This is a genomic window from Nevskia sp. (assembly GCF_051860985.1).
Classification (GTDB): domain Bacteria; phylum Pseudomonadota; class Gammaproteobacteria; order Nevskiales; family Nevskiaceae; genus Nevskia.
In genome coordinates this window covers 1-19,936 of the sequence record NZ_JBIMKV010000016.1, presented here as the reverse complement: position 1 = coordinate 19,936, position 19,936 = coordinate 1, and the positions used below count along the sequence as shown (strand labels likewise).

General features: G+C 66.0%; 13 protein-coding genes and 1 pseudogene. 12 read left to right on the top strand and 2 right to left on the bottom strand.

Annotation, left to right across the window (positions count from 1 at the left end; genetic code table 11):
* The first annotated feature begins 15 nt into the window (after window positions 1-15).
* The 6 genes from ACTIGJ_RS15190 (at window position 16) to ACTIGJ_RS15165 (ending at window position 7,076) form a co-directional block, all read left to right on the top strand.
* Window positions 16-2,283, top strand: coding sequence for a protein kinase domain-containing protein (locus tag ACTIGJ_RS15190; protein WP_439641262.1), 2,268 nt, complete (start codon window positions 16-18; stop codon window positions 2,281-2,283).
* Window positions 2,284-2,369: 86 nt separating this feature from the next.
* Window positions 2,370-2,888, top strand: a complete 519-nt coding sequence (locus ACTIGJ_RS15185; RefSeq protein ID WP_439641174.1) for a hypothetical protein — start codon at window positions 2,370-2,372, stop codon at window positions 2,886-2,888.
* 87 nt (window positions 2,889-2,975) lie between these two features.
* A complete protein-coding gene (locus ACTIGJ_RS15180) occupies window positions 2,976-3,863 on the top strand; it encodes a 23S rRNA (adenine(2030)-N(6))-methyltransferase RlmJ (protein WP_439641173.1) in 888 nt (295 codons plus the stop codon).
* Window positions 3,864-3,897: 34 nt separating this feature from the next.
* Window positions 3,898-5,961, top strand: coding sequence for a hypothetical protein (locus ACTIGJ_RS15175; RefSeq protein WP_439641172.1), 2,064 nt, complete (start codon window positions 3,898-3,900; stop codon window positions 5,959-5,961).
* Window positions 5,962-6,061: 100 nt separating this feature from the next.
* Window positions 6,062-6,586 carry an NUDIX hydrolase gene (locus tag ACTIGJ_RS15170; RefSeq protein WP_439641171.1) on the top strand — a complete coding sequence of 175 codons (525 nt, stop codon included), beginning with the start codon at window positions 6,062-6,064 and terminating at the stop codon, window positions 6,584-6,586.
* Between the two features lie 67 nt (window positions 6,587-6,653).
* Complete coding sequence (locus ACTIGJ_RS15165) at window positions 6,654-7,076, top strand: glycine zipper family protein (protein WP_439641170.1); 423 nt, start codon at window positions 6,654-6,656, stop codon at window positions 7,074-7,076.
* 71 nt (window positions 7,077-7,147) lie between these two features.
* On the opposite strand, the gene ACTIGJ_RS15160 is transcribed toward ACTIGJ_RS15165, so the two are convergent.
* Window positions 7,148-9,616 (bottom strand): esterase-like activity of phytase family protein, encoded by a 2,469-nt coding sequence (locus ACTIGJ_RS15160; protein ID WP_439641169.1) that lies wholly within the window; start codon window positions 9,614-9,616, stop codon window positions 7,148-7,150.
* Window positions 9,617-9,996: 380 nt separating this feature from the next.
* Here ACTIGJ_RS15160 and thiC point away from each other — a divergent pair, with 380 nt between their 5' ends.
* From thiC to ACTIGJ_RS15130, 6 genes and pseudogenes are all read left to right on the top strand, one after another.
* Entirely contained in the window at window positions 9,997-11,910 is a 1,914-nt protein-coding gene (gene thiC / locus ACTIGJ_RS15155) for a phosphomethylpyrimidine synthase ThiC (RefSeq protein WP_439641168.1), read from the top strand.
* A 16-nt stretch (window positions 11,911-11,926) separates the two neighbouring features.
* The gene (locus ACTIGJ_RS15150) at window positions 11,927-12,952 is read left to right on the top strand and encodes a Wadjet anti-phage system protein JetD domain-containing protein (protein WP_439641167.1); all 1,026 of its coding nucleotides are present in this window, start codon (window positions 11,927-11,929) and stop codon (window positions 12,950-12,952) included.
* A gap of 72 nt (window positions 12,953-13,024) precedes the next feature.
* Window positions 13,025-13,360 carry a DUF1820 family protein gene (locus ACTIGJ_RS15145; RefSeq protein WP_439641166.1) on the top strand — a complete coding sequence of 112 codons (336 nt, stop codon included), beginning with the start codon at window positions 13,025-13,027 and terminating at the stop codon, window positions 13,358-13,360.
* A gap of 27 nt (window positions 13,361-13,387) precedes the next feature.
* A complete protein-coding gene (locus ACTIGJ_RS15140) occupies window positions 13,388-14,149 on the top strand; it encodes an MBL fold metallo-hydrolase (protein WP_439641165.1) in 762 nt (253 codons plus the stop codon).
* Between the two features lie 7 nt (window positions 14,150-14,156).
* On the top strand, window positions 14,157-18,086 hold the full coding sequence (gene purL, locus ACTIGJ_RS15135; protein ID WP_439641164.1) for a phosphoribosylformylglycinamidine synthase: 3,930 nt from the start codon (window positions 14,157-14,159) through the stop codon (window positions 18,084-18,086).
* Window positions 18,087-18,382: 296 nt separating this feature from the next.
* Window positions 18,383-18,588 (top strand): annotated as a pseudogene (locus ACTIGJ_RS15130) (REP-associated tyrosine transposase); the annotation flags it as partial.
* Between the two features lie 233 nt (window positions 18,589-18,821).
* Here the strand turns inward: ACTIGJ_RS15130 and ACTIGJ_RS15125 are convergent.
* A partial coding sequence (locus ACTIGJ_RS15125; protein WP_439641163.1) for a polysaccharide lyase family 7 protein occupies window positions 18,822-19,936 on the bottom strand: 1,115 nt, incomplete at its 5' end.

Below are 19,936 nucleotides of genomic sequence, written 5' to 3'. Positions count from 1 at the left end.
CCGAACTGGCGGCTGGTGCGCCGTCTCGGCCTGTCTGGCGACAGCTGGCTGGCCGAACACGCCAAGAGTCGCGCCCGCCGCGTGTTCAAGTTCAGCAACGACAGCGCCGGCCTTTCCGCCCTGAAGCGAGAAGTGACCGTCTACCGGCTGCTGCGCGAAAGCCTTGGCGACAAGCCCTGCTATGTCGACCTGCTCGACTGGAATTTCGACGAAGCCCCGTGGTTCACCGAGGCCGAGTACTGCCCAGCCGGCAGCCTGCAGGAATGGTTCACCGCCCAGGGCGGCATCGACCGCGTGCCGTTCGCCACCCGGATCGACCTGATCATCCAGATCGCCGACGCCCTGGCCGCCGTCCATGCGGTCGGTGTGCTGCACAAGGATCTGAAGCCGGCCAACATCTTCGTCGTCATCGACGACGACGGCCGGCCGACGATCCGGCTCGCCGATTTCGGCGCCTCCGGCCTGCACGACAGCGCCTTCCTGCAGCGCCTCGAAATCACCCGCGCCGGCTTCACCCAGATGCTCGACACCGGCAGCGGCAACGCCGCCGGCACGCTGCTGTACCTCGCGCCGGAAGTGGCAGCCGGTCAGCCGGCGACCGTGAAGGCCGACATCTACGCGTTGGGCTTGATGCTGTACCAGTTCATCACCTGCGTCCTGGGCCGCCAGCTGTCGACCGGCTGGGAAAGCGAGATCGACGACGAACTGCTGCGCGAGGACATCGCGGCGGCGACCGAAGGCAATCCGGAGCGGCGGCTGGCCGATGCCGGCGAGCTGGCCCGGCGTCTGCGCCAGCTGGATCAGCGGCGCACCGAACGCGCCGCCGAGCGGCAGGCCCGTCTGCAGCACGAGCGCCGGGCCCGGCAACTCGAAAGGGCGCGCGTCCGCCGCTGGTGGCTACGGGTCGCCGTGGCCTCGATGGTGCTGGGCCTGATCGGCACTTCGCTGTTCGCCTACCGGGCGAATGAGGCCCGGCGAGTCGCCGAAACCGAGGCCGCGCGGGCCAAGGCGGTTGGTGATTTCCTGGCAGATGGCATGTTTGCCGAGATCAACAGCGACGTGCGAAAGGTCGGCGACATGACCGTCAAAGACCTTCTGGACCGATCAGCTGCTCACATGCCGGTGCAGTTCCAGTCCGCGCCGGATACCCAGCGCGACTTGCACCTGGCGATGGCGCGTGCTTACTCGGCGCTTGGCTACACGAAGGAAAGCGGCGTGCAGTTCGCGGCTGCGGACGCGCTGGTCGTCGCGCACCAGGGCGCGCAGGACGAGCGACGGCTGGACATCGCATCGAAGTGGATCACGGTGAGCTTTTCGCTGGGCCAGCTGAAAGAGAACATCCGGAAGTTCGAGACGGTGGCCGAGCAGTCACGGCCGGTTTCCGAAGCCGGGCGTGCGGCGCTGCGTCGGTTGAAGGGAGAGCTGGTGCGCGCCCGCCTTTTCTTAGGCCAGGATGATCTGGCCAAGGTGGGCGCGCTGCAACGCATCGCTGAGCCCGCCTCTGGCCCGCTGGAGGCATCCGAATCCTGGCGCAGTCTCGGCTTGGCCCAGTTCCAGCTGCTCGAAGTGCAGGATGCGCGACAGTCTTTGAGCAAGGCGCTTGTGCTGCGCCGCGCCGTGCCGGAACTGCCGTCTCGGCGCCTTGTCCCGTTGCTGTGCAACCTTGCGTACGCAGAGATTGAGGGCGGCCACCTGGCCGAAGCGGAAGCGCATTTGCGCGAAGCGGATGCCATTGCCAGCAGTTGGTTCGACGAGATGGATGGCTGGCGTGTCGTGATCTCGGGTGGACAGGCCATGCTCGCGCACCATCGTGGGCATAGCGACACTGCGTTGGCGACGCTCCGGGCGACGGTCGAAACGGCGTTTCGAACCAACGAGAAGACCGGCTCCGCCGGCAATGGCGAAAGCATGTGGCAGCTTACGCGCGTGCTCAACGATGTCGGCCGTTATCAGGAAGCCGCCGACGTGTTGGACATTCTGATTCCGCACGATTCGGCGCTGCTGGCGCCGGACAGCATTGAGCTCGTTCGCATCCGATTCGAACAGGTGCGCGCGCTTCAAGGTCTCGCGGATGCAGGTGCCGCGCAAGCCGAACTGGTTGCGATCAGAACCGTCCTCGAAAGCAAGGCTTTGGCGCCTGAGCATCCGTTGATGCTGCAACTGGCGATGCTCGAAGCACCGCCGACCGAGTCGGTGATCAGCAAGCTCGCCAAGGTGCTGTATGCCGGGCACCCGAGCTTGATGGCCGCGAGACCTCTTCTGGCAGGTGGCAAGCCGTTGTGACCGTGAATCGTGCGGCAGCGTGATCAGTGGTTCGAGCATCCCTACAGTAAAGCCAGCGTCACCCATCACCGATACAGGAGCTACCGATGTCATTTGACGAAACCGTCATTGCAAATATTCAGGATGCGTTTGATAGCGATCCGCGTGCCCAGGCAGCGTGTTTGCGCGCTGCGCCGAACGGAGGCGCAATCCAGATTGTGTACGACACCCTCATTGAGCGTGGCTACTCGCCTGGCTTTGTTCAGCATCTTGAAGTCTTCTACAGCTTTGACCCGACCAAGCATGAACCGTCCCGCATCGGATTTTCTGGCGGGAAGCAGCCAATCCGTGCCGTTCTGCTCGCCAACAATGGACAGGATGTAGCGGCCGTCAATGCGGATCCAATCGTTATTCAGGCGCTCTGCCTTCCGGAGGTTTATCCGACTCGACTGACAGCATTGCTTGACAATTGGCAGCGCTGCGGCGAGCAATACGCCGATGAAGCGGAAGTCCGCACGGACGCACAGAGTCGCGGTCTGCGAGTTTCTCTTGCGAGCTTTGCCGGCGGGCCGGGCGACGGAGGCTGCAAGTCATCAAGCTGCCCAGGGACCCCCATTACCCGCTAGCAACGATTGGTGCCGGTGTTGCTTTAGGAAGGCCAGCACGTGCTGATTTGCCGATAATAGCGCTGGGCTCCTTTTCGACGTCACTCAATGCATTACCGCCATGCGTTTCATGCTGCCAACTTCGCAGACGTCTTCAAGCACGTCTTGCTCGTTGGTCTCCTGACCGAATTATCGAAAAAGGCCAAGGCTTGGGTATACGTAGACACCCACGCTGGTGCTGGTGCTTACCCGTTGGCGGAGGGCGCCGCAGGATCGATGCCTGAGTGGCGGCACGGAGTTGCTTTGGTGAACAGCAGCGCCATCGCCATCGGGTCGGAAGTTCCGAAGATGGTCGATGACTACCGCACGGCATTACGTGTTTGTGGCTTTAACCCCGCTGCCGGCCATCTTGTCTATCCAGGCTCGCCGGAGTTGGCCAGAAATTTTGCGAGACCCGCCGTCGGCGATCGATTGGTGCTCTGCGAGAAGGTTGAGGCGGTGGCGGAAACGCTACGCATGACTATGCGCGGTTCAGCAATTGCAACTCAGATTCATATGCGCAACGGCTACGAAGCATGGTCACTACTGCCGCCACAGGAGAAAAGGGGGCTGATACTGATCGATCCACCATTCGAGCAGCCCGGGGAATTCGATGCCATTGCCAAACTTGCAAAACGAACGGGCGAGCGGTTCGCGAATGCTGTTCAGGCAATTTGGTATCCACTCAAGGATGAACGTGCATGCAACCAGTTTGTGCGACGTATTTCGCGTGACACCCGCAGGCCGGCTCTTGATCTAAGGATCGAAACCGATGCGCCCTCGCGCAGTGTTGATGCCAACGGAATCGCTAAACGCCGAATGACTGCTTGTGGATTTCTGGTTGTCAATCCTCCGTTTGGTTTCGAGGATGAGGCTCGAGCGGCAGTTCCGTGGTTATGCCGCAATATGGCGCAGGGTCAGCACGCGGGCTGGTCGATACAGCGCGTGGAAGTCTGAGTTCTCCTCAGTATCATTTCGCCAGGGTGTGGGTTTGTCGAAAGAATACTTCCGCAATGAGCCGATCAGGCTTCCTGATGCTTCCACTAGAGCAAGGGTGGCGTGGGGGGCTCAGAATCTTCCAACCGGCTGTTATCGTCTGCGCTGGGATGGTGTCGATGGCCAATGTTTCGAGGGTAGCCTGCGCGTACACCACGACGGCGATGGATTACCTTTTGTTAGTGGTGATCTGTACGAAATTGATGCACTGAACGATAAAGGGCATTGCGACGCGACAGTGCCGATCTACTCACGGAACAGATATCGATACTACCTTCAGCATTCGCAAATCGAGCCAGCATCGATTGACGATCAATTCGTTTCCCTGAGTTTTGAGCTACTAGCCCGAGCGAAACCCCAGGTTGATTCCGCAAAATCTGTTTGGTCAACCGACCCCGACGGTACCTACCGCGTGAGTTTGTCCAGCCAAGGCGATGGAAATCTCTACGGTTGTGTTAAACGTTTCGAGGGTAATGGCGATACCGTTGCATTTCTGCGTCTGGCTTGGGTGAGTAGTTTTCTACGCACTGCGAAAATCGAAATTGACTGCGAGGACGGCATCACGCCGCCTACCGGGACGGGGGCGTCGCCCCAAGATTGGACGGCCATTGGCGCTGCTGTCGACTGGCAGATTTCGGCGCAGATTGATGACTGCACGATCCCGGCGCGAAAGCCACGACTGCCTTGGACAAACGCGGAGTGTCATGACGCCATGAGCAAGTGGCGGAGCAAGGATGCCGAGCTTGATCGTGAGTGGCGCTATCACTTGCTTTGTGTCGACAGCCTAATGTCCGGACATCGTGGCGTGATGTATGACGTCGGTGCGAGCGACAGCACGGCAATTGTTCGGGAAGGGGCAGCAGTATCCGCGAACTGGAAATTTCCAGTCGATTCGAAATGGGGTTATTTGCAGGCGAAAACGTCTTGCTCGGCGCCGGGACCGTATTTTCGAACTGCCGTCCATGAAGTTGGTCATGCGATGAGTCTGTTTCACGACGATGTTGGGGTATATCTGATGCGGACAACGGAGGCGATCGCAGACGTTGCTGTTAAAACTAGTAAGCAGTTCCCGAACAATATTGGTTGGTCATTCAGTGACGCTGATGCAATGTTTCTTCGTCATGCACCTGATCCTCTAGTGCGGCCAGGCGGAGATATGCCGTCCTACGATCTTGATTACGGGGACGATGCTAATCCCGATCCGTCGAATGACCTGCAGCTAACGGTCACTCCTGTATTGGATACCATTCCGCTCGGGGCCCCGGTACGCGTGGAGCTACTGCTGAAGCATTGTGGCGCGTCTGGCGATGAGGTGTTGGTGCCGGCCGACATTGGCCTGTCTGGGGCGCATGTGCGTGGCGAAGTTTTCGGTCCCTATCCGGACGGCAAGAGCCGCAGTTTTCGTCCGCTGCTGATTCCGGGCGACGGCGGCAAACTGCAGAAATTGCCGCTAAATTCTAGCGTCGAGGGTGCACTCACCTTGTTGCGTGGTGGCGAAGGCGCGTTGTTCCCCAAACCTGGCAAGTACGAAATTGAAGTGGCGTTGCGGTGGCATGACGGTAAAACGCCGTGGATCGTGGTCGGCAAGGCCTCGGTCATGGTCAATCCAGCCCGCAGCAAAGCGGATGAGAGTGCGGCGGAGTCGGTGCGTGACGCGCGAGACTTGCTGCTGACGCTGGTGATTGGCGGCGACCATCTTCGCGAGGGAATTGCAGCCATCAAAACCGCGATGAAGAACCGTACGCTTCGGCCGCACTATGCTGGGATAGAGGCGAAGCGGCGCGCTGCGCTGCCAGGCGCGAATCTGAGGCAGCTGACGGCAGCCGCATTGCTGATTGATGTTCGAACCGTACTGAGCCAGCAGGAGCGCGAGAAGGTCGAGCACATGTTTGAGACCCGCCTGACCCGGCTGCAAGAGTGGCGACTCGGCCGTTGCCTGCGGGAACACAAGCCATTGACCGTCATGGGCCAAGCGATGAACCAGATGTTCGATGCGCTGCTGCGATCGTTGATCGTTATCGGGCAGTGGATGGTCGGCAGATGGGCCTTTCGATCCTGAACCGCGGCGGCCCCGTGAGCCGGTTCACGTCCAACGCGCGGACATCCGCAGTCACCCTCGACCAACGATAATCGCGGCGAGCCCCGATCGTCCTGTGTCCATGCCCGAAATCCTCCATGAAGGCCGTTTCCTCCGCTTGTACCGCAGCGGCACCTGGGAGTACGTGGCGCGGGCGAATGCCCGTGGCGCGGCGTTCATTGCGGCGCGTACCGATGAGGGCGAGTTGCTGCTGGTCGAGCAGTTCCGGGTGCCGCTCGATGCGCCGTGCATCGAGCTGCCGGCGGGCATCGTCGGCGATGAAGCGGCGTACGCCGAGGAGGATTTCGAGGCGGCGGCGCTGCGCGAGCTGGAAGAGGAGACCGGCTACCGCGCTGGCCGCATCCGGCATCTGCTGACCGGCCCGACGGCGCCGGGCATGTCCTCGGAGCTGCTGCATTTCTATGTGGCCACGAAGCTGACCCGCGTTCATGACGGCGGCGGGGTCGAAGGCGAGAACATCACCGTGCACCGAGTGCCGATCACGACCATCCAGCCGTGGCTGATGGCGCAGATGGCGGCCGGCAAGCGGGTCGATCCGCGGGTATTCGTCGGCCTTTGGTTCCTGGCTCAAGCGCCGACGGACTGAACCCCGGTCGCCATGCCGGTTTCGGCGCGGCATGATCACGCTCAACTTTCCAAGGGATGTCTGCCTGATGACTACCACGTCCACCGTCGTTGCCAGCGCGTTGCTGCCGCTGTTGCTGCTGGCTGGCTGCGCCGCGTCGCGCCCGGTGCTGTACCCGAACGCGAAGCTGAACCAGAGCGGGCCGGCGGTCGGCAAGCTGGCGGTGCAGGATTGCCAGCGAAAGGCCGATGCCGCAAACGTCGATGACGGACAGGCGACGGAAGTCGCGAAATCCACTGGCGTGGGGGCGGCCGTGGGCGCAGCGACCGGCGCGGCAGTCGGCGCCGTGCTCGGCAATGCCGGTCGCGGTGCGGCTACCGGCGCGGCCGGCGGCGGCGCGCACGGGCTGATCGGCGGGCTGTTCCGCTCGTCCGGGCCCAGCCCGCTGTACAAGGCCTATGTCGACCGCTGCCTGCGCGATCAGGGTTACGAAGTGCTGGGCTGGAAGTGATCGCCTGACCGGTCGCCCGGATGGCCGGCCCGCAGGCCGGTCATCTGGGCATTACGCCGTCCTGCTCGAGATCAGCGCAGGTTCAGCGGGGCATCGAGCTTCAGCAGCAGGAACTCCGCGTCATCCGGCGCGCCGCTGCCGACGTGGCGGCCGATGCTGAACGGGAAGTTGTTGTCGTTGATCACGCCGATCCGGTTCTGGTCGAGCACCACGATGTCCTCGATCGTCGTGAACGGGAACGAGAACGGGTTGCCCAGGCCCACGTCGCCGGGCTGGCCCGGCAGCGAGATGCCGGCCGGGTCGGCGATCGCCTGCAGATCGACTAGGAGCGACTTGCTGACTTCGCCGCCATCGGCCGGATTCAGGCGGATGCGGTGCACCGCCTTGTAGCCGCTGACCGTGCCCTGGCTGCCGTCGCGCTCGATCACCAGGCCTTCGCCCAGCGCGTTGTAGAGCACGAAGTCGCCGATGTTGCTGCCGCGTGCATCCAGCGGATAGAAGTTGCGGCGGCCGGTATAGCGGCGGCTGACCAGATCGAATTCGCTGATCTGCAGGCGGCGCGGATCGGCGCCGACCAGCGGCCGTTCGAGCAGCGGGTAGAGCCGGGTGCCGGCGCGGTCGATCGCCATGCCTTCGAAGCCGCCGCTGGTGGCGGCGCGGAACGGCGTGGTCAGCACCGTGCTGCGGTACGGCCAGTACAGGCCGGCCAGCCACGGCGAATTGCCGCCCGCGGTTTCCGGCTGCAGGTTGGTGCCGTCGTCGGAATCGCCGAGCCGCGCCGGATCGGTGATCACCGGGAAATCGCCGAACAGGAACACCGTGCGGATCGTCGGCACCGCTTCCTGCACCAGCAGCAGCGTGCGGAAGTCGAAGCTCTGGATGTCGGTGCGCGCCTGCTGGCCGCGCTGCACCACCACCTTGGCAACGGCGCGTGCCATCACTTCGGGGCCGAAGGTGCGGTCCTTGTAGACGTTGCCGAGCGCGTCGCGATCGCTGCGCGGATTGAGCTTGGTTTCGATGTTGAATCGCGCCTTGCGCGCGGTCGCCAGCCGCTGCGCGGCGCCGGTCACGAAGCGGCCAGGGCCGACGCTGTAGTACTGCGCGTAGAAGTCGACGAAGTCATACAGCTGGTCGACGGTCGGCACGATGTACGGATCGCGCAGCCGCTGACGCGCGGCATAGGCGCTGGCCACCGGCGACAGCGCGCGGTCGTTCTGCTGGCTCGGGCCGCGAAACAGCTTGTCGCAGATGAACTGCGCCTGGATCTCGGCCACCGTCAGGTCGCGGATCAGTACCTCGTTGGCGGTGGTGTACGGCGCGCCATCGGCGCGGCGGCACTTGCTGGCCTCGATGTACGGATCGTGGAACAGCACGGCGACGCGATCCTGGGTGACGCCGGTATCGGTCTCCAGCGTGGTCATCAGCTGGTCGAGTGCGGCTTCCATCGCCGGCAGCGTGTTTTCCGGCCGCAGGTTGCGGGCGCCGCGATGGCCCTGGGCGTCGAACTTGGCGACGTCCGGCAGGCCGTCGGCGCCGAGGTAGTCGCCGGGCCGGCCGTCGCCATCGGCATCGAACTCGCGCAGCGCTTCCAGCAGCAGGTCCGGGCGGTCGGAAATCAGGCCGCTGACCTTCTGGGCCATCAGCGCAAGCATCGTCGACTTGTCGTTGACCGTGTACGGCACCACCGGAAAGCCGGCGGCGCGCAGCAGCGCGATGTCGTGGATGTCGCTGGCGGCCGCGCCGAGATCCGCCGGCGAGTGGCTGCCGCGCGCGTAGCTTGCGTTCGGGTCCGAGCCGGGAAACTTCAGCTCCGGGAAGTACGGCGAGAACACCGGCGTCAGCCGGCCGCCATGCGCAAAGGCGTTGGCGCGCACCGCGTTCATGATCCGCAGCGCGGCGGTTTCCTCCTGATACGGGTTTTGCGGCGCGCGCACCTCGCGGCCCGGGTTGTCGACATCCGGCAGCGCGATCGGCGCTTCCAGCACGCGGCCGCTGGCATCGGTGTGCAGCAGGAACGGGCCGAACTCGTCGCCGAACCACAGCGTGCCGTCAGGGGCGCGCTGCATCGATTCGATGTCGAAGTCGGCACCGGTCAGCACCCGCGCTTCGGAAAAGTGGTTGACGATGGCGAACGGAATCCGGTGGTCCGGATCGCGCAGCTCGATGTGGCCCAGCACGTCGATCGTGCCGGCGCCGCCGCGTGCGGTCTCGAGGTTCGTGCGCACCGTGTAGACGCGCAGGTTGAAGTCGGCGGAGTTCTGCAGGCTGCCGTAGCCGTTGTCGGCCATCACCGCGAACGTGCCGTCGGCATTGCGCAGCACCGCCGAGAAGCCCTGCACCGGCTGGCGGTCCACGAATGGCACGGCGATGCCATTGATCGGCGCGCCGCCCAGGTACTGGCCGGAGGTCGGCCCGGCGGCGAAGGTGGCGGCCGGCAGCACCGCGCGGCCTTCCAGCGTGGTGGTGGCGCCTGCTGGGCCAGTGCCGACGCTGGCCGCGAGGGCGGCGAGGGTGATCACGGTGCCGCGTTTGATGTTCATGCCGAAGACCTCCTGATCCGGGGAGGTGGCATCGTTGCCGCCGCAGGTGTCGTCGCCATGGCGGCTTGATAACACTGCGATGACGCGGCCTACCGGCGCCGGACCGCCGAAGCCGGGATCGCCGCCGGTGTCAATGCCGTCCGATGAAATGGCCGCGCAGCGCCTGCCGTGTTGCGACGACCGGGCGGCTGGCCTATCGTCGCGCGACGAAGCCGGGGGTGCCGGCTGCCGAAGTTTCGAATCGGCGGCGGGCTGAGAACAAACCCTTGGAACCTGGCCGCAGCGCACCGGCGCTCGGCATAGGGAAGGCTTGCGGCGGCGCGCGATGCTTCGCGCCCCGGCCGCGTCTTCCCGCTGACGTTCCCGCCCGAGGAAGACCGATGAGCGCTGTCCCCAAAGCCGTTGCCGACCAGCTGACCCAGACCCGCGCCGACGCCCTGAGCGCCGAAGTGCGCGAGCCGTTCGCGAAGAGCCGGAAGATCTACGTGACCGGCTCGCGCCCGGACATCCGGGTGCCGATGCGCGAGATCAGCCAGACCGCCACCCGGCTGCACGGCCCCGAAGGCGGCGAAGTCGCCAATCCGCCGGTCACCGTCTACGACACCGCCGGGCCCTACACCGACCCCGATGTCCACATCGATCTGCTGAAGGGGCTGGCGCCGCTGCGCGCGCCGTGGATCAGCGAGCGTGCCGACACCGAGGAGCTGAAGGGCCCGACCTCGATCTTCGGCCGCATCCGCGCCGCCGACGACAAGACCGCGCACCTGCGCTTCAGCCACATCCGCAAGCCGCTGCGCGCCAAGGCCGGCCGGAACGTCAGCCAGATGCACTACGCGCGGGCCGGCATCATCACGCCGGAAATGGAGTTCATCGCGATCCGCGAGAACATGCGCATCCAGGAACTGCACGACAGCTACAAGGCCGCCGGCTATCTGAAGCGCCATGCCGGCAACAGCTTCGGCGCCAGCATCCCGGCGCTGATCACGCCGGAGTTCGTCCGGTCCGAAGTGGCGCGCGGCCGTGCGGTGATTCCGGCCAACATCAACCATCCGGAGCTGGAGCCGATGATCATCGGCCGCAACTTCCTGGTGAAGATCAACGCCAACATCGGCAACTCGGCCGTGACCAGCTCGATCGCCGAAGAAGTCGAGAAGATGGTATGGAGCACCCGCTGGGGCGGCGACACGGTCATGGATCTGTCCACCGGCAAGAACATCCACGAAACCCGCGAGTGGATCATCCGCAACTCGCCCGTACCTATTGGAACAGTGCCGATCTACCAAGCGCTGGAAAAGGTCAACGGCAAGGCCGAGGACCTGACCTGGGAAATCTTCCGCGACACGCTGATCGAGCAGGCTGAGCAGGGCGTGGACTACTTCACGATCCACGCCGGCGTGCGGCTGGCCTACATCCCGCTGACCGCCGACCGGGTCACCGGCATTGTCTCGCGTGGCGGCTCGATCCTCGCCAAGTGGTGCCTCGCGCACCACAAGGAAAACTTCCTGTACACGCATTTCGAAGAGATCTGCGAAATCATGAAGGCCTACGACGTCACCTTCAGCCTCGGTGACGGCCTGCGTCCGGGCTCGATCGCCGACGCCAACGACGCCGCGCAGTTTGGCGAGCTGGAAACGCTCGGCGAGCTGACCCAGATCGCCTGGAAGCACGACGTGCAGGTGATGATCGAAGGCCCCGGCCATGTTCCGATGCATCTCATCAAGGAGAACATGGAGAAGCAGCTGAAGGACTGCGACGAAGCGCCGTTCTACACGCTGGGGCCGCTGACCACCGACATCGCGCCAGGCTACGACCACATCACCTCCGGCATCGGTGCGGCAATGATCGGCTGGTTCGGCACGGCGATGCTCTGCTACGTCACGCCGAAGGAGCACCTGGGTCTGCCGGACAAGAACGATGTCCGCGAAGGCATCGTCACCTACAAGATCGCCGCCCACGCGGCCGACCTCGCCAAGGGCCATCCGGCCGCGCAGGTGCGCGACAACGCGCTCAGCAAGGCGCGCTTCGAGTTCCGCTGGGAAGACCAGTTCAACCTCGGCCTCGATCCCGAGAAGGCCAAGGATTTCCACGATGAAACGCTGCCGCAGGAAGGCGCCAAGCTCGCGCACTTCTGCTCGATGTGCGGCCCGCACTTCTGCTCGATGAAGATCACCCAGGACGTGCGCGACTACGCAGCCCAGCAGAAGCTCGATGCGGCCGAGGCGCTGAAGGTTGGCATGGCCGAGAAGGCCGCCGAGTTCAAGGCGGCCGGCGCCGAGGTCTATCGGCGCGAGTGAGCGGGCGGCGTCTTCGATGACCACGGCGGTTGCCGACCAGGACCTGCAGGCGCTGGACAGCGCGCTGCGGGCCGCCGGCCAGAAGCGGCTGACGCAGCGCGAGATCCGCCAGGCGTTCACCGGCGCCTGTCCGGCGCTGGCGACGGCGCCGGATGCCCGGGCCCGGCTGCAGGCGCTGCTGGTGGCGCTGGCCGGGCGGGGCGCGCTCCGCCTGCCGGACCCGAAGCGCTGGGACGACAGCCAGCCGCCGCCGCTGCCGACCAGCGTGGAACTGCTGCGCGATCCGGCGGCCGGGCCGCCCGAGCCCGCCGCCACCTGGCTGCCAGCGCTGGCGTTTGCCGCCCACGAGCAGCATCCGGCCCGCCGCGACACGCTGTTGCAGATCAACCGCTGGCTGAAATCCGGACCGGACCTGGAGCCGCCGGTGCCGCTGCGCGAGCGGTCGCTGCATATCTTCGGTGACGAGCGCTGGCTCGAGGCCTTCCAGTCGCCGGACGGCCTGTTCGATGGCCGCCTGCCGTTGGCGCTGCTCGGGGTGGTCGATCCGCCGCCGCCGCTGGCGCACGAGATGCAGCCGGCCGCACTCGGCGCGCCGCTGCTGGTGCTGGCCGGTCTGGCCAGCTACCACAGCGTCGCAAGCTGGAACCGGGAGGCGCGCGCGCTTTCGGCGGTCGTGTACGGTGGCGGCCCGGCGCTGCTGGCCGCCACTGACGCCCTGCAGCAGCTGGCGGCGCGGGCAGGCGCGTCGGCGCTGTTCTATGTCGGCGACATCGACCCGGACGGGCTGGCCATCCTCGACCGCCTGCGGCTGGCCGTGCCGGCCTTGCAGCCGCATCCGGCGCTGTACCGCTGGCTGCTGCAGCACGGCCGGCGGGCGCCGTTGGCGGGCGGGCCGGCTGCACCCGTGTCGTCGGCCGGCTGGCCGGCCGATCTGGCAGCGGCGATCACCGCGCTGTTCGCCGCCGGCCAGCGCATCGCCCAGGAGAACTTCGGCAGCCGCGAACTGCGGGGCTGGCCGGCCGGGAGACACGCCGGCACCTGAAGGTTCGGCCGATGTATGGGAAAATCGCGCGCCCCGGCGTCCCGTTGCCGGGATCGCGAGCCCGCCGTCCGCATGAGCACCCCCCAGCGCTTGTACCGCGTCACCTTCCTGAATCAGGGCAGCGTCTACGAGATCTACGCCCGCTCGGTCAGCCACGGCTCGATGATGGGTTTCGTCGAGATCGAAAAGCTGGTCTTCGGCGAACGCACCACGATCCTCGTCGACCCCGGCGAGGAGAAGCTGAAGGCGGAGTTCGCCAACGTCACCCGCACTTTCGTGCCGGTGCACGCGATTGTCCGCATCGATCAGGTCGACAAGGCCGGTGCCGCGCGGATCATGGCGGGTGGAGAGTCCGGCAAGGTCATGCCGTTTCCGGTGTTCACGCCGGGTGGCGACCATAAGCCCTGATCCGCAGCGTTCCGCCGGCGCCCGCTGATGCGCTTCGCCTATCTGGGTTCCGGCAGCCGCGGCAACGCGCTGGTCGTCGAGGCCGGCAGCACCCGCGTGCTGCTCGACTGCGGTCTGCCGCTGGTCGAGGTCGATACAAGGCTGGCGCGGCTCGGCCTTGTGGCGTCGGACCTGACCGCGATCGTCGTCACCCACGAGCATGGCGACCACATCGGCGGCGTGGCGAAGCTGGCCCGGCGCAACCAGCTGCCGGTCTGGCTGACCGCCGGCACTCGCGCTGCCTGGAAGGCCGCACCCGATGAATGGCTGCGCACCCTGACGCCGCACCGGCACCTGACCATCGGCGAGCTGGACGTGATGCCGTACCCGGTGCCGCACGATGCCCGCGAGCCCTGCCAGTACGTGTTCGGCTTCGAGGGCCGCCGGGTCGGCGTGCTGACCGATGCCGGCTCGGTCACGCCGTACATGCGCGAAGTGTTGAGCGGCATCGACGCGCTGCTGCTGGAGTTCAACCACGACCGCGCGATGCTGATGAACGGGCCGTACCCCTCGTTCCTGAAACAGCGCGTGGCCGGCAACAAGGGCCATCTGAGCAACGCCCAGGCCGCCGAACTGCTGGGCAGCCTCGATATCTCCCGGCTTCAGCATCTGGTGCTGACCCATCTGTCCGAAACCAACAACACGCCGGAACACGCGCTCGCCGCGGCGTCCGACGTGCTCGGCGCCCAGCCTGACTGGCTGGTCTGCGCCCATCAGGACGCCGGCCTCGACTGGCGTCACGTCAACTGAGACTGAAATGACCCTGCACATCCTCGCCGGCGGCACCGCCCTGTCGCCTTTCCGCATCGAGCGCCTGCGCGCGAGCCTTGCCGCGTACGCCCCCAGTGTCAGCGGCCTGCGCGCCGTCGAGTTCTTCATGGTCGATGCCGATGGCGTCGACGAGGCGGCCTTGTGCCAGCTGCTCGATGCCACGACGGCTCAGCTGCCGACCGCCGACAGCACGCTCTACATCGTGCCGCGCCTCGGCACCCTGAGCCCCTGGTCGAGCAAGGCGACCGACATTGCCAGGGTCTGCGGGCTCAAGGGCGTAAATCGGGTCGAACGCGGTCGTCTCTATCTGCTCGATGGCGTTCAATCGCTTCCGGCAGCCGCGCTCGCCGACCTGCACGATCCGATGACCGAATCTGTGCTGACCACGTCCGCCGACCTGCAGCACGTGTTCGCCACCGGCACTCGCCGCGCCTTGCGCACGGTCGACGTGCTGAGCGGCGGCCGCGAGGCGCTGGTCGCCGCCAATCGCGACTGGGGGCTGGCGCTGTCGAGCGACGAGATCGACTACCTCGTCGCGCATTACACGGGGGCGGGCAAGAACCCGACCGATGCCGAGCTGATGATGTTCGCGCAGGTCAACAGCGAACACTGCCGGCACAAGATCTTCAACGCCGAGTTCACGGTCGATGGCGCGGTTCAGCCGGATTCGCTGTTCGGCATGATCAAGCTGACCTACAAGGCCAGCCCGGAAGGGGTGCTGTCCGCCTACAAGGACAACGCCTCGGTGATCGAAGGTCATGAGGCGATGCGCTTCTTCCCGGAAGCCGATCGCCAGTGGCGCGAGCACCGCGAGCCGGTGCACATCCTGATGAAGGTCGAGACCCACAACCATCCGACCGGCATCTCGCCGGCGCCGGGTGCGGCGACCGGCTCCGGTGGCGAAATCCGCGACGAGGCCGCGACCGGCCGCGGCGGTCGCCCGAAGGCCGGGCTGTCCGGCTTCACGGTGTCGAACCTGCGGATTCCGGGTTTCGTGCAGCCCTGGGAGCAGGATCTCGGCAAGCCGGCCCGCATTGCGAGCAGCCTGCAGATCATGCTCGATGGCCCGATCGGTGCCGCGTCGTACAGCAACGAATTCGGCCGTCCGGTGCTGACCGGCTACTTCCGCAGTTACGAGCAGCAGCTGCCGGATGGTTCGATGCGCGGCTACCACAAGCCGATCATGATCGCCGGCGGCTACGGCAACATCCGTGGCCAGCACGTCGAGAAGCTCGCTGTCGTCGAAGGTGCGGCGCTGATTGTGCTCGGCGGCCCGGCGATGCTGATCGGCCTCGGCGGCGGTGCCGCCTCGTCGATGGCCACCGGGGCTTCGAGTGCCGAACTGGACTTCGCCTCGGTGCAGCGCGCCAACCCGGAACTGGAGCGCCGCTGCCAGGAAGTCGTCGACCAGTGCTGGGCGCTGGGCGAGGCCAACCCGATCCTGTCGATCCACGACGTCGGCGCCGGCGGCATCTCCAATGCGCTGCCGGAACTGGTGCACGCCGATGATCGCGGCGGCCATTTCAAGTTGCGTGACGTGCTCAGCGCCGATGGTGCTCTGAGCCCGATGGAAATCTGGTGCAACGAATCGCAGGAGCGCTACGTGCTCGCGATCGCGCCGGAATCGGTCGCAGTGCTGGCGGCGATGTGCGAGCGCGAGCGCTGCCCGTATGCCGTGGTCGGCACCGCGACGGTCGAGCAGCAGCTGATCGTCGAAGACACGTTGGATGGCACGCGGCCGGTCGACATGCCGATGCCGGTGCTGCTCGGCAAGCCGCCGAAGATGCAGCGCAGCGCCACGCGCCGCGCGCCTGTCGCGGCACCGCTGGCCTATCCGCCGGCCGGTGATGCGGCGCAGAAAGCCTTCATCAAGTCGGCCGCCGAACGCGTGCTGAAACTGCCGACGGTCGCGTCCAAGCAGTTCCTGATCACCATCGGCGACCGCACCGTCGGCGGCCTGACCGTGCGCGATCAGATGGTCGGCCCCTGGCAGGTGCCGGTCGCCGATGTCGCGGTCACCGCCACGGGTTTCGAGGCGACGACGGGCGAGGCGATGGCGATGGGCGAGCGCCCGACCATCGCGCTGCTGAACGCGGCGGCCAGCGCCCGCATGGCGGTCGCCGAATCGGTGCTGAACATCGCGGCGGCGAACATCACGAAGCTGTCCGACATCCGCCTGTCGGCGAACTGGATGGCTGCCTGCGGCCAGGGCGATGAAGACGCCCGCCTGTTCGACGCGGTCGAAGCCATCGGCCGCGAGCTGTGCCCGGCGCTGGGTATCGCGATTCCGGTCGGCAAGGATTCGCTGTCGATGAAATCGGTCTGGCAGCAGGATGGCGAAACGAAGACCCAGACCTCGCCGCTAAGCTTGGTCATCACTGCGTTCGCGCCGGTTGCCGATGTGCGCCGCACGCTGACGCCGCAGCTGAAGGCCGAGGCCGCAACGCGACTGCTGCTGGTCGACCTCGGCGCCGGCAAGAACCGCCTCGGTGGCTCGGCGCTGGCGCAGGTGTTCGGCGGAGTTGGCGACACGGCGCCGGACCTCGACGAGCCGGCTCGCCTCAAGGCCGCGTTCGACTGGCTGCAGGCGATGAACGCTGCAGGCAAGCTGCTGGCCTATCACGACCGTTCCGATGGCGGCCTGTTCGCCACGCTTTGCGAAATGGCCTTCGCCGGCCGCAGCGGCATCGATGTGGCACTCGACGCACTCGGTGCGGACCCGGTCGCCGCGCTGTTCAACGAGGAATTGGGTTTCGTCGTCCAGCTGCGCCTGGCCGATGTCGATACGGCCGTCGCCAGCGCCCGCGCCGCCGGCCTGCATGCCGGGCTGATCGGTGAGCCGAGCGCCGACGAAAAGATCACCATCACCCACGGCGGCAAGGCCGTGTTCAGCGACGAGGTGCAGACGCTGTACCGCAACTGGGCCGAGACCAGCCACCGCATCGCCAGCCTTCGCGACAACCCGGACTGCACGCGTGAAGAGTTCGATTCCGCCGGCGACATGGCCGATCCGGGCATCACGGTGAAGCTGACGTTTGATCCGTCGGCCCCCCCGGGGCTGCCGCCCGCTGGCTCGGCGCACGGAAGTGCCATTCAAGGCACTTCCGTAAGCGCGCACCAAGCCAGCCCCCACGTGGCCAAGCGCTCGAAAGTCGCCGTGCTGCGCGAGCAGGGCGTCAACGGCCAGGTCGAGATGGCCTACGGCTTCCACGCCGCCGGCTTCGACGCGGTGGACGTGCACATGAGCGACATCCTCGAAGGCCGCGTGCAGCTGGCCGACTTCGCCGGCTTCGCTGCTGCGGGCGGCTTCAGCTATGGCGACGTGCTCGGTGCGGGTCTGGGCTGGGCGCGCTCGATCCTGTTCAACACAAGAGCCCGCGACGTCTTCGAAGGCTTCCTGGCCAAGGACGACCGCTTCGCGCTCGGGGTCTGCAACGGCTGCCAGATGATGGCCGCGCTGAAAGGCATCGTCCCCGGCGCCGAACACTGGCCGGCGTTCCGCCGCAACCGCAGCGAACAGTTCGAAGCGCGCTGGAGCATGGTCGAACTGACGACAAGCAAGTCGATGTTCTTCCAGGGCATGGCCGGCACCCGGATGCCGATCGCCGTCGCCCACGGCGAAGGCCGCGCCGAGTTCGCCGAAGCCGCCGATCAGGCTGCGCTGGAAGCCGCCGGTGGTATTGCGATGCGCTACATCGACAACCGCGGCCGGGTTGCCACGCGCTACCCGGCGAACCCGAATGGCTCACCGGCCGGCATCGCTTCAGTCACCAACGCCGATGGCCGCGTGACGATCCTGATGCCGCATCCGGAGCGGACGATTGCAGGGGTATCGGGATCGTTCTGGCCGAAGGCTTGGGACGGCAAGACGCCGTGGTTCCGGATGTTCCAGAACGCACGCGTGTTCGCGAAGTAGAGCCGCAGCATCGGTCGTTTCCCAGCCGACGCGCGCGCTTGGGGCGTGATCCGGCTGGTCATCGATGGCCCGTCCTAACGAAGTAGTCGCCCGGATAGCGCAACGCGAAATCCGGGTGCTGCCGCTGCGGGGATGCCCATCCCGGATCTCGCTTGCTGGTGTCTAAGTGACACAGCGCTGGCGCACGGGTGCGGAAAGTGATCGGACAGGGCGATGTTCCGTTAGGCAATCGTTCCGGGTGCTTGCTTCCTCTCCACCGTCAGTACCAGCGGCAGCCAAAGGCTGCTGAACGAATCGGCCTGTGGCAGCGGCGTTACTGGGAACACCTGATCCGCGACGAGCAGGATTTCGCCCGGCATGTCGATGACAGCCACTGGAATCCGGCCAAGCACGGCCATGTCGAGCGAGCGCCGATTGGCCGCATTCGAGCTTCCACCGATTTGTTCGGCAGGGTTGGGCGCCGGCCGTTGGGACAAGTGGCAATTCGGGTGACGAGCGTTAGCGCGTGGTCACGATGCAGTCGTCACTGGGGGCGTGGTGATGCGCCGAGCGCACGCTACGTTCAGCTGATTCAGACGGGGCTGCCGCAGAAGTTCAACGCGCCAGGGCCGTAGGACGTAGGGCGACTTGCCGCATGACAGCAAGCCGCGCCCCGATTCCACTATCGATTGCGGCCTCGGCGACTACGCCGCCGAGCATCATGCACAGCGATCAATTGTCGAATGACCGCAACCCTCAGCGGTGCACGCGCTCGATGGCCGAATACACCACTTCGCCATAGCCGGTCGAGTCGGAGCTGTTGTTGCCGAGGTAGTTGCCGGCCTTGAAGTAGAACTGTTCGAAGGTCCAGATCGGCCGCAGGTTGCGGCTGTCGATGACCCGGCCGTCGATGGTCGTCGTGACGTCGCCGTCGACGACGCGGATCTCGTAGCTGAATGCCTGGCCCAGCGCCATCGGCAGGGCGATGCGCGAGTTTTCGGAAGTGCCGGCGCGGCGGCGCAGGTTGTAGTTGCCGAAGACGCTCGTGCTGCCGTCGGCGGCGGCTTCGAAGATCAGCTTCACCGGCGGTGCGTTATCGACGCTGTGCATCTGCGCGAACACAAGGTGGGTGGCTTGGCCGGATCGCAACGGCGTCGGAAGCCGGGTCACGGTCACGGTCCCGCGCTGGATATGGGTGCCGGTGAGTCGCCAGTTGCGGTCACTGCTGCCGAGGTCCAACTGCTCGCGCATTTCCGTGCGCGGGAAGTCGGAGTTGCCGGTGGTGCCGTTGCCGTTGGTGGGCGCCCAGAACACGGTTTCGCCGCCTGCCGCGCGGTAGCCGGACTGCGCCAGCTGTCCGCTGGCCGGGTGATACCAGTATCGCGACGAGTAGTTGGCGAGGTCGGCGGCGGCGATCTCGTCGGCGCCTCGGGTCCCATCCTCATCCACCGGCAAGGTGAGTTTCCCGTACGTGGACCACGGCAGTTGCGCGGTCGGCGTGGTGCCGGGTGACGGTGCGGGGGGCGGGGCCGGAGGTGGCGTCGGCGCTGGCGGCGGGGTCGAGGGTGACGGCGATGGGGCAGGCGTGCCGTTGGCGGTTTCCGCCGGCGAGCAGGCCGACAGCAGCAGCCACGGTGCGATCACGGCCAGCCAAGCGGAGCGATGGATGCGGCCCGCGCGGCTGCGCTGGGCAAGGTGCAACGGCAGGTGCGCGCGACGGCGGCACCGGTTCAAGAGCGGCATCCCATTCCCCGGATTGATTCTGGTTTGACGAAGGCGTCGGGGCGGCCCGGGCGGCCCGACGCCGTCGGCGGAATTTGGCGGCGAACCCGCGCGCGGGGTGTCGGTGATTAAGACCCGGGGCCCGCCGG